The 12,515-nt window shown below is 65.8% G+C and carries 12 protein-coding genes; 6 read left to right on the top strand and 6 right to left on the bottom strand.

What is annotated here, in order from left to right; genetic code table 11:
- Positions 1-9: 9 nt before the first annotated feature.
- The gene (locus VME63_RS00135) at positions 10-351 is read right to left on the bottom strand and encodes an RcnB family protein (protein ID WP_325428994.1); all 342 of its coding nucleotides are present in this window, start codon (positions 349-351) and stop codon (positions 10-12) included.
- A gap of 212 nt (positions 352-563) precedes the next feature.
- Between VME63_RS00135 and VME63_RS00130 the strand changes: the two genes are divergently transcribed.
- From VME63_RS00130 to kynU, 6 genes are all read left to right on the top strand, one after another.
- Positions 564-1,331 carry an SDR family NAD(P)-dependent oxidoreductase gene (locus VME63_RS00130; protein ID WP_325428992.1) on the top strand — a complete coding sequence of 256 codons (768 nt, stop codon included), beginning with the start codon at positions 564-566 and terminating at the stop codon, positions 1,329-1,331.
- Between the two features lie 96 nt (positions 1,332-1,427).
- Positions 1,428-1,991 (top strand): elongation factor P-like protein YeiP, encoded by a 564-nt coding sequence (gene yeiP / locus VME63_RS00125; RefSeq protein ID WP_325428990.1) that lies wholly within the window; start codon positions 1,428-1,430, stop codon positions 1,989-1,991.
- 124 nt (positions 1,992-2,115) lie between these two features.
- The gene (locus VME63_RS00120; protein ID WP_325428988.1) at positions 2,116-4,221 is read left to right on the top strand and encodes an FUSC family protein; all 2,106 of its coding nucleotides are present in this window, start codon (positions 2,116-2,118) and stop codon (positions 4,219-4,221) included.
- A 52-nt stretch (positions 4,222-4,273) separates the two neighbouring features.
- The gene (locus VME63_RS00115; protein WP_325428986.1) at positions 4,274-5,308 is read left to right on the top strand and encodes an amidohydrolase family protein; all 1,035 of its coding nucleotides are present in this window, start codon (positions 4,274-4,276) and stop codon (positions 5,306-5,308) included.
- Entirely contained in the window at positions 5,305-5,826 is a 522-nt protein-coding gene (locus VME63_RS00110; protein WP_325428984.1) for a hypothetical protein, read from the top strand. The genes VME63_RS00115 and VME63_RS00110 overlap by 4 nt, the downstream gene beginning before the upstream one ends.
- Before the next feature lie 91 nt (positions 5,827-5,917).
- On the top strand, positions 5,918-7,204 hold the full coding sequence (kynU, locus tag VME63_RS00105) for a kynureninase (RefSeq protein ID WP_325428982.1): 1,287 nt from the start codon (positions 5,918-5,920) through the stop codon (positions 7,202-7,204).
- Between the two features lie 70 nt (positions 7,205-7,274).
- Here the strand turns inward: kynU and VME63_RS00100 are convergent, their stop codons facing one another.
- From VME63_RS00100 to argH, 5 genes are all read right to left on the bottom strand, one after another.
- On the bottom strand, positions 7,275-8,249 hold the full coding sequence (locus VME63_RS00100; RefSeq protein ID WP_325428980.1) for a sulfotransferase: 975 nt from the start codon (positions 8,247-8,249) through the stop codon (positions 7,275-7,277).
- A gap of 84 nt (positions 8,250-8,333) precedes the next feature.
- Positions 8,334-9,596, bottom strand: coding sequence for a glutamate-5-semialdehyde dehydrogenase (locus VME63_RS00095; protein ID WP_325428978.1), 1,263 nt, complete (start codon positions 9,594-9,596; stop codon positions 8,334-8,336).
- The gene (gene proB / locus VME63_RS00090; protein ID WP_325428976.1) at positions 9,593-10,765 is read right to left on the bottom strand and encodes a glutamate 5-kinase; all 1,173 of its coding nucleotides are present in this window, start codon (positions 10,763-10,765) and stop codon (positions 9,593-9,595) included. The genes VME63_RS00095 and proB overlap by 4 nt, the downstream gene beginning before the upstream one ends.
- Positions 10,762-11,124, bottom strand: a complete 363-nt coding sequence (locus VME63_RS00085; RefSeq protein ID WP_325428974.1) for a cupin domain-containing protein — start codon at positions 11,122-11,124, stop codon at positions 10,762-10,764. Before VME63_RS00085 ends, proB begins: the two co-directional genes overlap by 4 nt.
- A 16-nt stretch (positions 11,125-11,140) precedes the next feature.
- On the bottom strand, positions 11,141-12,433 hold the full coding sequence (argH, locus tag VME63_RS00080) for an argininosuccinate lyase (protein ID WP_325428972.1): 1,293 nt from the start codon (positions 12,431-12,433) through the stop codon (positions 11,141-11,143).
- Between the last annotated feature and the right edge of the window lie 82 nt (positions 12,434-12,515).

Genomic DNA, 12,515 nt, shown 5'->3' with positions numbered 1-12,515 from the left:
CATCCGCCGTCAGTGACCGGCGGCAATGATGCTGAGAATCGTGCCGGTGGCGATCGCCGCCAACAGAAAGTCGCCGTTATCGCTGCGGATGTACTGGTAGCCGCGCGGCGGCGGCTTGAGGCGGTAGCGCTTCCAATCGCTGACCACGTAGCGGCTGCCGCGATAGGAAGCCGGCACGTGCCCGCCCTTGCGATACCAGCCCTCATGGCGCCCCTGGTCGTACATGCCGTGATATTTCGATGCCGGCGGTGACGGCGGTGGCGGTCCCGGCCGGTACGCCTGGGCCAACGCATATTGCGGCGACGCCACGATCGCGCCGCACAGGATGATCGCTCCCAACTGCTTCTTCATGATGTACTCCTTACCGTAATCCATTGATTTGCCTGCCACCGCACACGGGATCATCGCCGCGACGGGCCTGTCAGCTTCGCGACAGCATGCCGAATGCGCCGTGAACACTTCGCCGCAGCAAGATTTCACGTTCAGGCCCCGGCGACGCCGAGGCGTCCCGCCAAGCCGGTGCGCTACCATTGCGGTTTTTACATTCCCTCCCGAGGCATCCCATGCAGCTCAATCAGGTCAAGGCAATCATCACCGGCGGTGCTTCCGGTCTCGGCCATGCGGTAGCACAGCACCTGGTAGCGAACGGCGGCCAGGTCACCCTGTTCGACGTCAACGAGGACAAGGGCCAGGAAGCGGCCAAGGCGCTGGGCGGCAATGCGCGCTTCTTCCGCACCGACGTCACCTCCGAAGACGGGGTGTCCGGCAACGTCGCCGCCGCGCGCGATGCGATGGGCGGCCTCAATGTGGTGATCAACTGCGCCGGCATCCTGGGCGCGGGCCGCATGCTGGGCAAGGAAGGTCCGATGCCGCTGGGCACCTTCGCCAGCACCGTGATGGTGAACCTGGTCGGCAGCTTCAACGTGGCCAAGGCCGGCGCCGCGCTGATGCAGCACAACGAGGCGGGCGAAGACGGCGAGCGCGGCGTGATCGTCAATACCGCCAGCGTGGCCGCGTTCGAAGGCCAGATCGGCCAGGCCGCGTATTCGGCCTCCAAGGGCGGCGTGGTCGGCATGACGCTGCCGATGGCGCGCGAACTGTCGCGCTTTGGCATCCGCGTGGCGACGATTGCGCCCGGCATTTTCTGGACGCCGATGGTCGATGGCATGCCGCCGCAGGTGCAGGAATCGCTGTCGGCATCGATCCCCTTCCCTTCGCGCCTGGGCAAGCCGGACGAATTTGCCACTACCGTGGCTTTCATTCTCGGCAACCGCTACATCAACGGCGAGACGATCCGCCTGGATGGCGCAGTGCGGTTGCAGCCGAAGTAACCCTGCGCTCCCAAAGGCACCGCCGCGACCAGCCTCACCGCCATTGCGGCACGCCGCAATGGCGCAACCCCAACACCACTACATCGGCTTACATCCATGAAAGCTTCCGACGTCAAGAAAGGCAACGTGGTCGAACACGAAGGCACCGTCTACCAGGTGCGCGACATCGAGCGCAGCTCGCCCACCGCGCGTGGCGGCAACGTCACCTTCCGCTTTACGCTGTATTCGATCCCGGGCGGCCGCAAGTTCGACCTGAGCCTGCGTGCCGATGACGACCTGAAGGAAATGGATCTGGTGCGCCGCGCCGCCAACTTCTCGTACATGGACGGCGAAGCCTACGTGTTCATGGACGCGGAGGATTACACCCAGTACACGCTCGACGCCGAGCTGATCGGCGACAACGCGGGCTACATCGTGGAAAGCGTCGAGGGTTACTACGTGCAGGTGATCGACGACGCGCCGGTCGGCCTGCAGGTGCCCACCAGCGTAATGCTTACCGTCGTGGACACCGCCCCCGAACTGAAAGGTGCCAGCGCCACCAAGCGCACCAAGCCGGCCAAGCTCAGCACCGGCATCGAGATCCAGGTGCCTGAATACATCACCAACGACGAGAAGGTGTGGGTCAATACGCTGACCGGCGAATTCGCTGGCCGCGCCTGAGTCCCCTGCGCCAATACATGCATGCGGCGCCGCCATCGGGCGACGCCGTTTTGGTATCTGTATATAGGGACAGCGGTGGCGCCGATGATGCAGAATCGACGCATCGTCGGCATCGTTCCCCGCCATGTCCACCCGCGCTTACTCGCTACGCGCCAGCGTGCTGCAAAGCCTGACCACCACCAAGCGGCCGGACGTGCCGGCGTGGGTGGTGCTGCGCAATACCGCCGCGGTGGTGCTGCCGCTGGCAGCGGGCATGCTGACCGGCCATCCGCAAGCGGGGCTGGCCATCGGCGCGGGCGCGCTGGACACGATGTTCTCCGACCAGCCCGGCCCCTATCGCCAACGCCTGTGGCAGCTGCTGCTTGCGTCGCTGGCCGCCGGGCTCGCTTCGCTGTGCGGATTCCTGCTCGGCGGCGATCTGCTGCCGATCACGCTCGCTACCATGGTGTTCGGCTTTTTCGGCGGCTTGCTGGTGGTGTTCGGTACCGACATCGCACGCGTGGGCATGACCAGCATGATCCTGCTGGTGATCACCGCGGCCACGCCCACTACCCTCGATCATGCGCTGGACGGCGCCGCGCTGATTTTCGCCGGCGGCTTGCTGTTGGCGCTGTTTTCCGTCGCCGCGTGGCCGCTGAACCGCTATCGCCCGGAGCGTCAGGCGCTGGCGACGGTGTATCGCGAGCTTGCCTCGCTCGCCCGGGAATACGCGCAGGATCAATCGGTCGCGCCCGCGCTCACCGAGTCGATGACCACGTTGCAACACACGCTGCTGGGCCGCCACCATGCGCGCGGACGCGCGATGGAAGCCTTCGCCGCGTTGCTGGAACTGGCCGAGCGCATTCGCCTGGAACTGGTCGCCATGGCCGAGATGCACAGCGCCGCGTCCATCCATGCCATGTTCCGCCAGGATGCCGAGCGCGTGCTGAGCGCGATCGCCGACGCGCTGGAAAGCGGCGACTCTCCCGATCAGGCCACGCGCGCATTGCAAACCCTGCAGGCCAGCGAGCGCGCCCTGCTGGACCGTAGCACCCGCACCGATGCCGCGGCCGCCCACATCCATGCGCTTTCCGGCCAGCTGGCCGCCGCCGTACGCAATGCGAACTGGGCCGGCGCGCGCGGCGAGCAGCGCGCCGCCGCGGCGGAGATGAGCCTGCCGCGCGCGCTGCGCGGCGGCTCGGCGCTGTCCACGCTGAAGGCATCGCTCACCGTGCGTTCGGCCGCGTTCCGCCATGCGCTGCGCTGTGCGGTGTGCCTGAGCGCCGCGCTGCTGGTGTCGCGCATCTGGCAATTGCCGCATGGCTATTGGCTGCCGATGACGGCGGCGATCGTGCTGCGCCCGGATTTTGCCGCCACCTTCAACTTCGGCCTACTGCGCGTGGTGGGTACGGTTCTGGGTCTGGTGCTGACTACCGCACTGCTGTACATCACGCCGCACGATCCGTGGGCACACCTGGCGTTGATGGCGGTGCTGTGCATGCTGTTCCGCTACCTGGCCACCGCGCATTACGGCATCGCGGTAGCGGCGCTGACCGGCACGGTGGTGGTGTTTCTTTCGTTCGAAGGCGTGCATTCGGACGTGGCGGTCATGGATCGGGTGATCAATACCGCGCTGGGCAGCGGCATGGCGCTGCTGGCGTACGTGCTGTGGCCGACCTGGGAACGCGGACGCGCGCGCGCCGCGCTCTCGGACATGCTGGAAGCCTATGCCCAGTACCTGCACGCCCTGGCCCGGCCCGAGCGTCGCGACGCGCACCGCGAAACGCGCACGGGGGTGCGTACCGCGCGCACCAACGCACAGGCGTCGCTGGACCGCATGCAGGCCGAACCCGCCACCCCGCTGCCCTTGCTGGACCTGGCCAACGCGCTGTTCCTCAACAGCAACCGCCTGGCGCGCACCGCGATGACACTGGAAGCGCTGCTGCATGACTGCGACAGCCTGCCCGAGCAAGCGGAGGTAACGCAGTTCATCGACCGCTCGGCCTCCCAATTGCACGCCCTGGCGAGCGCGCTGCGCGACAACCAGGTACCCGCCACCGCGCCGGAACTGCGCCAGCTGCAGCGCAGCCTGGCCACCCTGCTGGCCATGGCCGACGACCGCACGCGGGCCGAGCAACTGGTGCGCATCAGCGACCGCCTGGCCGACAACATCAACACCCTCACGCACGTGGTAAGCCGCGGCCCGCAGGAATCGGCGGCGGCGCAAGGGGAGCGGCGGGTTCACCCCTGATCGGCGCCGGCCCGCCACCGTGGCTCGCGTCCATACGCGATACACTGTGGCAATGCTCAAGATCGACACCCACGCCCATATCCTGCCCCGCGACTGGCCCAACCTTGCCGCCAAGTACGGCAACGAGGCCTTCCCGGTGATGATCCACGGCGACGGACGGCATCGTATCTACAAGGACGGCAAGTTTTTCCGCGAGGTGTGGGAATCGTCGTTCGATCCGCAGTACCGCATCGAGGACTACGCCCGCTTCGGCGTGAACGTGCAGGTGATCTCCACCGTACCGGTGCTGTTCTCCTACTGGGCGCCGGGCTACCAGGCGCTGGAGCTGCATCGGCACTTGAACGATCACATGGCGCAGGTGTGCCGCGACTATCCCAGGCACTACGCAGCCATCGGCACCGTGCCGCTGCAAGCACCGGAACTGGCGATTCGCGAGCTGGAGCGCTGCATCGATGAGCTGGGCCTGTGCGGTGTACAGATCGGCTCGCATTGCAACGAATGGAATCTGGACGCGCCGGAACTGTTTGCGTTTTTCGAAGCCGCCGCGGACCTTGGCGCGGCCGTGATGGTGCATCCGTGGGACATGATGGGCGCGGCGACCATGCCCAAATACTGGATGCCCTGGCTGGTGGGCATGCCGGCCGAGCAATCGCGCGCGGCCTGCTGCCTGTCGTTCGGCGGCGTGCTTGAGCGCCTGCCCAGACTGCGCGTGATGCTGGCGCATGGCGGCGGCAGCTTTCCGTGGACGATCGGGCGCATCGAACATGGTTTTCGCATGCGCCCGGACCTGGTCGCTACCGACAACCCGCGCAACCCGCGCGAGTACCTCAAGCGCCTGTACTTCGATTCCTGCGTACACGATCCGCAGGCGCTGCGTTATCTCCTGGATGTGACCGGCGTCGAGCGCGTGATGCTGGGTACCGACTATCCTTTCCCGCTGGGGGAACAGCAGCCAGGCAGCGGCATCGAAGCGCTGCAACTGGACGAGTCCGACTGCGCCCGCCTGTTCCACGGCACCGCGCTGGAATGGCTGGGGTTGCCGCATCGCCGTTTCGTTTCCGATCGACCGACTCAGGAGCACGCATGAATTTTTGGCGCTACATGATGGTGACCGTCGTGCTGGCCGTGGCCGGCATCGCCGTGGCCCAGGCCGACGAAGTGACCATGGCTTCGGGCAGCGTGCGCTTTAGCACGCCTTCCAATTGGGTTGGCATCATGCAAGTGGATGGCGACCCTGAAGTGCGCGTGTTCCAGGTACCCGATCCCTCGCCCAGCGCCAAGGACACCTTGGCGCGCGTCACCGTCACCGTGAAACAGATCGCCAACCTGCAGGATTTCAACGACTACGTCAGCAACGCGGTCAACAAGGCGAAGGACCTTAAGAACTACCAGCCCAGCAGCAGCGCCACGGGTGACCAGAATAGCTTCGTCTACACCGCCACCGAAAGCGGTACGCCCTACACCTACCTCGAGCGCTACTGGTTCCGCAACGGCCACGCCATCCAGTTGCGCTGCGTGCGCCCCACCTCAAGCCAGGCCGGCGCGGGCTGGGCCGCGGCGTTCGACAAAGGCTGCAGCGCGCTGGCCGGCTCGCTGAACATCTGACCGGTTGCGCGCCTGCGGTTGCCTTCGGGCGCGCCATCCCCCTGCCCCGCACCCCAGGCAGCGCACGAATCGAAAAAAGCTGGAATACCCGATGTCCGCAACCTACGAAGCCACCACAGCCTGGGCCCAGGCCCGTGACGACGCCGATCCGCTGCGTGCGTTCCGCGACGAATTCCTGATCCCGCCGTACGAACAGGGCGACGCCCACTACTTCTGCGGCAACTCGCTGGGCTTGCAGCCGCGCGCCACGCGCGATGCGCTGAATGCGGAACTGGACTACTGGGGCGAGCTTGGCGTGGAAGGCCACTTCAAGGGCCGCCTGCCGTGGATGGACTACCACGAGTTCGTGCGCGATCACCTCGCCGAAGTGGTGGGTGCGCAGCCACAAGAAGTGGTGGCCATGAACACGCTGGGCGTAAACCTGCACCTGATGATGGTGAGCTTCTATCGCCCCACGCCCGATCGCCATGCCGTCCTCATCGAGGCGGGCGCGTTCCCGACCGATCGCTACGCGGTCGAATCGCAGATCCGCTTTCACGGTTTCAGCCCGAATCTGTCGCTGATCGAGCTGGAGGGCGACGAGCCGAACGGCACCCTCTCCATGGCTGCCATCGAGCGCGCCCTGGCCGAACATGGCTCGCGCATCGCGCTGGTGATGCTGCCCGGCATCCAATACCGCACCGGCCAGGCGTTCGACCTCAAGGCCATCACCGCGCTGGCCCATCAGCACGGCTGCACGGTCGGCTTCGATCTGGCCCATGCGGTGGGCAACCTGCCGTTGCGCCTGCACGACAGCGGTGCCGACTTCGCCATCTGGTGCAGCTACAAGTACCTCAACGGCGGTCCCGGCGCCGTGGGCGGTGCGTTCGTGCACGCGCGCCACGCCCACTCCACACTGCCGCGTTTCGCCGGCTGGTGGGGGCACGACAAGCACACGCGCTTCCAGATGGGCCCCCACTATGTGCCCACGCCTGGCGCCGATGGCTGGCAGCTTTCCAATCCGCCCATCCTCGCCCTGGTGCCGCTGCGCATCTCGCTGGAAATCTTCCATCGCGCGGGCATGGCGCGGCTGCGCGAAAAATCGCTGGCGCTTACCGGCTATCTGGAATGGCTGGTGCACAGCCAGCTCGCGGACGTGCTGGACATCGTCACGCCAAGGGAACCCGAACGTCGCGGCTCGCAACTGTCCATTCGCGTACTTGGCGGACGCGCACAGGGGCGCGCGCTGTTCGACTACCTGATCGACCACGGCATCATCGGAGACTGGCGCGAACCCGACGTCATTCGCATTTCCCCCGCGCCGCTCTACAACCGCTTTGCCGACTGCCTGGCGTTTGCCCAAGCGGTGCGCCGCTGGCATAGCCAGGCGCAGCGCTGACCTGCCACGGAAACCGCCGCGGTAACGCGGCGGCGGCATCAGGATGCCACCGCGCGATCGGGCCGATTCGTTAAAGCCGCGCGAGCAGTTGCTCCACCTCGCGCTGCAGCGCACCCAGCGGCGTGAAATGCCGCGCGTCAAGATGTTTGGAATTCTGCTCAAGCTGGATGGATTTGAATCCGGCAAGCGCCTGCTCGCGCAGGTTTTCGTAGAGACCGATGACGGCCTCGGCCGCTCCCCGCACAGGCGCGGGAATATCATCCAGCGTGTAGTGCCTCACCCGTTGGGTATCGTAGTAGCGCACGGCCGCCGAGAGATCCACGCCAAGTTCCTGGCCTAGATCGCGGAATACCGCTTCGCCGACGTTTTCATGAAAAACCGCGCTGACGGCGGGAAGATTGCGCAGCATGCGAATGTACAACCCCGCCACGTGGACGAAACTGCGCAAAACCGTCTCGTAGTCCGCCGCGGTGTCGCCGTTGAGCTGAGCCAGTCCGCGCGTGGACATCAGTACATCGATGGGATTGCGGAACGTGAACACATAATGCGCGCGATAGAAATACCGGCAATGGAAGTCGAAGATGGCCTGGCAGTTCTCCTGCGCCCGATGCGGATTGACCACCAGCTTGCTGCCCACATAGCGATACATGGCCGCCAGACGGCACAGATAAGCGAACCACGGCGCATCGCCCTCGAAAAGCGGCGGGCAAAAGCTGCTTTTGTTCTCCTGGTTGCCCCAACCGCGATGCTTGCCGTTGTAGCGCGCGGCAAAATCCGGCGTGCCCGGATCCTCATGAAAAACCGGCTCGCCGAACAGGAAAATCTCACGCGAGTCGTTCAGCGCGTTTTGCATCACCGTGGTGCCGCTGCGCGCCGCGCCAATGACGAACAGGCCCTGCGGGCCGATGGCGTCGAGCTCGACTGACCGGATACTTGCCGCCGGCACATCCCGGACGGGCTCATGCGCCACCGCCTTCGCGGGAAGCGATTGCCCGCGAAACCATTGGAACACTCTGCGCGGCATGGCAATGACGGCGTCTCTCATCAACCGCTCCCACAGGCATGTGGCCGCAGTATGCCCCAGGCCGGCCACGCCTTAAAACCAGGCCGCCTTAAGCGGCGCAAACCGCTACAACTTGCTTTGCGGGTGACGTACCTGGCCATCCCCACGGACCACGAAGCGCTCGATCGTCAGCGATGGGGCTCCCATCGGGCCGTAGGCATGCAGGCGGGTGGTGGATATGCCGATCTCCGCGCCCAGGCCAAGCTCGCCGCCGTCGGAAAAACGCGACGACGCGTTGACCATCACCACGGCCGAACGAATCGCCTGCACGAAGCGCCGGGCGGCAGCATCGTCGCGGGTGGCGATGACTTCGGTATGGTCGGAACCGAAACGCTGGATGTGGCCGATCGCGCCGCCAAGATCGTCGACCACGCGCACCGCAAGAATGAGGTCGAGGAATTCGGCCGCGTAATCGTCGTCGGTGGCGGCGCGCATGCCCGGCACGTAGGCACGCGAACGCTCGCAGCCGCGCAATTCGACGCCGCGCTCTTCCAGCACGCGTGCCGCCTGCGCAAGAAAGGGGGCGGCGATATCGCGGTGCACCAGCAACGTCTCCAGCGCGTTGCAAACGCCCGGCCGTGAGGTCTTGCCATCGACCAGCAAATTCAATGCGAGCGGGATGTCGGCCGATGCGTCCACGTACAGATGGCACACGCCTTTGTAGTGCTTGATCACCGGCACACGCGCATGCTCGGCCACAAAGCGGATCAGACCTTCGCCGCCGCGCGGTATGGCCAGATCGATGAGATCGCTCAGCTGCAACAGTTCGACCATGGCATCGCGACTGAGATCTTCCACCAAGGTGATTGCCGCGGCGGGAATGTCGTGCTGTTCCAGCACGTGGCGCAACAGGCCGGCGATGGCGACGTTCGAGTGCAGGGCCTCGGAGCCGCCGCGCAGGATCACCGCGTTGCCCGCCATCAGGCACAGCGCCGCCGCATCGGCGGTAACGTTGGGGCGCGCCTCGTAGATCATGGCAACGACGCCGAGCGGAATGCGTATGCGCTGTATTTCCAGCCCGTTCGGGCGGGTTTCGCTGCGCGTGACCTGCCCGACCGGATCGGGCAGCGCGGCGATCTCGCGCACTGCATGCGCGATGCCCGATACACGCGCCTCGTCCAGGCGCAGACGATCGAGCATGGCGCCCTGGATGCCTTTCGCCGTCGCCTGCTGCACATCGCGTGCATTGGCGGCGAGTATGGCATCGCATCGGGCTTCCAGCGCGGCGGCCATATCGCACAACAAGCGGCGCTTGGTTTGGCCGTCCAGCGCGAATGTCGCCTGCGCTGCGTCGCGGCACGCCAGCGCCAGGTTGCGGATCTCGCTCATGCTTCCCTTCCTCCCTGGGTCGTCTGGGGGTTTGCAAGCGTCGCCAAGTCGTCGCGATGCACGATCTCGGCGCCATAGCTGTAGCCCAGCACCGAGCCGATGTCGCGACTGTGCCGCCCAACCAGCCGGCGCACTTCCCCGGCACCGTACTGGCAGAGTCCGCGCGCGATGGCACGTTCCTGGGCATCGACGATCTCGACCAGGTCGCCCCGGTGAAACTCGCCGGCCACGTCCAGGATACCGCCAGGCAGCAATGATGCGCGGCCGCCCAGCAAGGCGCGCGCCGCACCCGCATCCACGCGGATATGCCCGTTGCCGCCCGGCGCATGGCGCAACCAGTATTTTCTCGCCTGCATGCGGTTGCCGGCGACATCCAGCAGCGTGCCGCGCAACCTGCCTTGCGCTAGCGCCTGGACCGTGTCCGCATCGCGGCCGCCGAACAAAGCGGTGGGGATGCCGGCGGCGGCGGCCTTCGTGGCCGCTTCCAGCTTGGTGCGCATGCCGCCGGTGCCCACGCTGGTGCCGCTGCCGCCGGCCATCGCCAGTACGTCCGGCGTCAAGTCCGGCACATGGCCGATCGGCACGGCATGCCGGTCGCGGCGCGGATCGGCGCTGTAAAGCGCATCCACGTCCGAGGCAATCAGCAGCAGGTCAGCATCGACCAGGGCGGCGACGATAGCGGCGAGATTGTCGTTGTCGCCCAGTTTCAGTTCGTCGACGGCCACGGTGTCGTTTTCGTTCACCACCGGCAGTACGCCAAGCGCCAGCAGCTCGCGCAAGGTGGCGCGCGCGTTGAGGTAACGGCGGCGGTTGCGCAGATCGTCGTGGGTGAGCAGCACCTGCGCCACGGGGCGCTCGGACAAGCCCTGCCACAACGCGATCATCGGCGCCTGCCCAAGTGCGGCCAGCGCCTGGCGCGCGGCAAGGTCGCCACCCAGCGCGGCGCGCTCGCGCATCAGCGCGCGTCCGGCGGCCACAGCACCGGACGACACCAACACTACTTCGCGGCCCACTGCGTGGCTGGCTGTCATGAACGTCGCCAGCGCCTGGGCGTAACGCTCGGTCAATCCGCCGCCGTCCGCGGCCAGCAGGTTGCTGCCTACCTTGAGCACGGCGCGACGCCATGTCGGCAAGGCTCGTTCGGGCAAGTCGCGCTGTGCGTTGTTCATGGCTGCACGGCTTCCAACGGTGCGGGGATACGGTCGCCATGGCTTTTCGGCGCGGAGATCACCATGAAGCGTACGTCCGCGGCGCTTTCGTTGCGCACCTGGTGTGCACTGCCGGACGGCACATGCAAACCTTCGCCACGATGCAAGCGATGAACGACACCTTCCAGCTCCATCATCGCCTCGCCTTCCAGCACGTAAAAAAACTGACGCGCACGCGCATGACGGTGCCGTTGCTCGACGCTTCCCGGCGGCATACGTTCTTCGATGACGCTCAAATCATCCCCGGCAAGCAGGTGCCAACCGTCGCACGACTGGCCCCAGTGGTAATGCTCTGCGTTGGCAGTGCTGACGGCGGCCATGTCGTCTCCGTGATGGCTATAAAAGTTCGGCAAGACGTTGCCGCAGCGCATTCAGTTGCAAATCGTTGCCGGCTCCGGGTGAAGTGCGCGCCGCAAGACTGCTTTCGGGGGTGCGGCCTTGCCCTGCCGCCGTAGCGGCTTCTGCCGCCGCGCGATAAGCATCGCGGAACGGCACGCCCGCTGCAGCCTGCTCGATGGCGACGTCGGTGGCGTACATCGCCGGCTCGATCGCCGCGCGCATCGCCGCCTCGTTCCATTGCATCCGCGCAAGCAGGTCCGGCAATAGCTCCAGCGCAGCCAGGCCATGCGTCACGCCATGGAACAGGGAGCCTTTGGAAAATTGCAAGTCGCGCTGGTAACCGGTGGGAAGCGACAACAACTGCTCGATTTCGCAACGCGAAGCCGCCACCGTGGCATAGGAAGCGCGCAGCAGCTCCACGACGTCGGGGTTGCGCTTGTTGGGCATGATCGAGCTGCCGGTGGTGTATTGGGCGGGCAGCGATACAAAATGGAATTCCGCCGTGGTGAACAACGAAAGATCCCATGCAAGACGGCGCGCATCGAGCATCGCGCTGCTCAACGCTTCCATCACCGCCATCTCGAACTTGCCGCGCGAAAGCTGCGCGTAGACCGGTGAAATCTGCATGCGCGCGAAACCCAGCGCGTGCGTGGTGTGCGCGCGGTCGAGCGGCAGGTTGACGCCATATCCGGCCGCCGTGCCAAGCGGATTGGCGTCGATCCATGCCGACGTCTGCCGCGCGCGCCAGGCATTGTCGATAAAGCCCTCCGCGAAACCGGCAAACCACATGCCGGTGGACGACACCACCGCGCGTTGCAAATGGGTGTAGCCGGGCAGCGGGATCGCCGGTTGTGCCGCCCGGTCGAGGCACACTTGCGCGATCGCGCGGCAGTGCGTTTCAAGTTGGGCCAGCTTCTCTTTCAGCCATAGGCGGGTGGCGACCAGGATCTGGTCGTTGCGGCTGCGCCCGGTGTGCACGCGGCGGCCGGCATCGCCGAGCCGGTCGGTGAGCCGTGCCTCGATGGCCGAATGGCCGTCCTCGAAACGTTCATCGAGCAAGAAGCGGCCGGCACGGAAATCCTCGGCCAGCGCATCGAGTTCGCGCTTGAGATCCTGCATTTCCTGCGCGCTTACCACGCCGATGTTGGCCAGACCTTCCACATGCGCCTTGCTGGCGGCGATGTCATGCAGAAAAAACTCGCGATCCAGCAGCACGTCGTCGCCGGCCAGGAATTTCATGATCTTGGCATTGGTTTCGACGCCGGCTTTTTGCCAAAGGAGATCGGTCATGGGTAACCCTCGTACATTCCAGTCTTTAGTCCTTGCCCTGCATGCGGGAAGGTTCGAAGGGGCCATGGAGCTTGCCGTGACG

Source organism: Dyella sp. (assembly GCF_035503745.1).
GTDB lineage: Bacteria > Pseudomonadota > Gammaproteobacteria > Xanthomonadales > Rhodanobacteraceae > Dyella_B.
Note: the sequence above shows the minus strand (reverse complement) of the source record. Positions and strands in the feature narration are given on the sequence as shown.

Coding starts and splice junctions, on each gene's coding strand:
- kynU (WP_325428982.1), top strand. CDS start 5,918: ATGTCCGCAACCTACGAAGCCACCACAGCCTGGGCCCAGGCCCGTGAC.
- VME63_RS00085 (WP_325428974.1), bottom strand. CDS start 11,124: ATGGCCGCCGTCAGCACTGCCAACGCAGAGCATTACCACTGGGGCCAG.
- VME63_RS00115 (WP_325428986.1), top strand. CDS start 4,274: ATGCTCAAGATCGACACCCACGCCCATATCCTGCCCCGCGACTGGCCC.
- VME63_RS00110 (WP_325428984.1), top strand. CDS start 5,305: ATGAATTTTTGGCGCTACATGATGGTGACCGTCGTGCTGGCCGTGGCC.
- VME63_RS00135 (WP_325428994.1), bottom strand. CDS start 351: ATGAAGAAGCAGTTGGGAGCGATCATCCTGTGCGGCGCGATCGTGGCG.
- VME63_RS00095 (WP_325428978.1), bottom strand. CDS start 9,596: ATGAGCGAGATCCGCAACCTGGCGCTGGCGTGCCGCGACGCAGCGCAG.
- VME63_RS00120 (WP_325428988.1), top strand. CDS start 2,116: ATGTCCACCCGCGCTTACTCGCTACGCGCCAGCGTGCTGCAAAGCCTG.
- VME63_RS00100 (WP_325428980.1), bottom strand. CDS start 8,249: ATGAGAGACGCCGTCATTGCCATGCCGCGCAGAGTGTTCCAATGGTTT.
- proB (WP_325428976.1), bottom strand. CDS start 10,765: ATGAACAACGCACAGCGCGACTTGCCCGAACGAGCCTTGCCGACATGG.
- VME63_RS00130 (WP_325428992.1), top strand. CDS start 564: ATGCAGCTCAATCAGGTCAAGGCAATCATCACCGGCGGTGCTTCCGGT.
- argH (WP_325428972.1), bottom strand. CDS start 12,433: ATGACCGATCTCCTTTGGCAAAAAGCCGGCGTCGAAACCAATGCCAAG.
- yeiP (WP_325428990.1), top strand. CDS start 1,428: ATGAAAGCTTCCGACGTCAAGAAAGGCAACGTGGTCGAACACGAAGGC.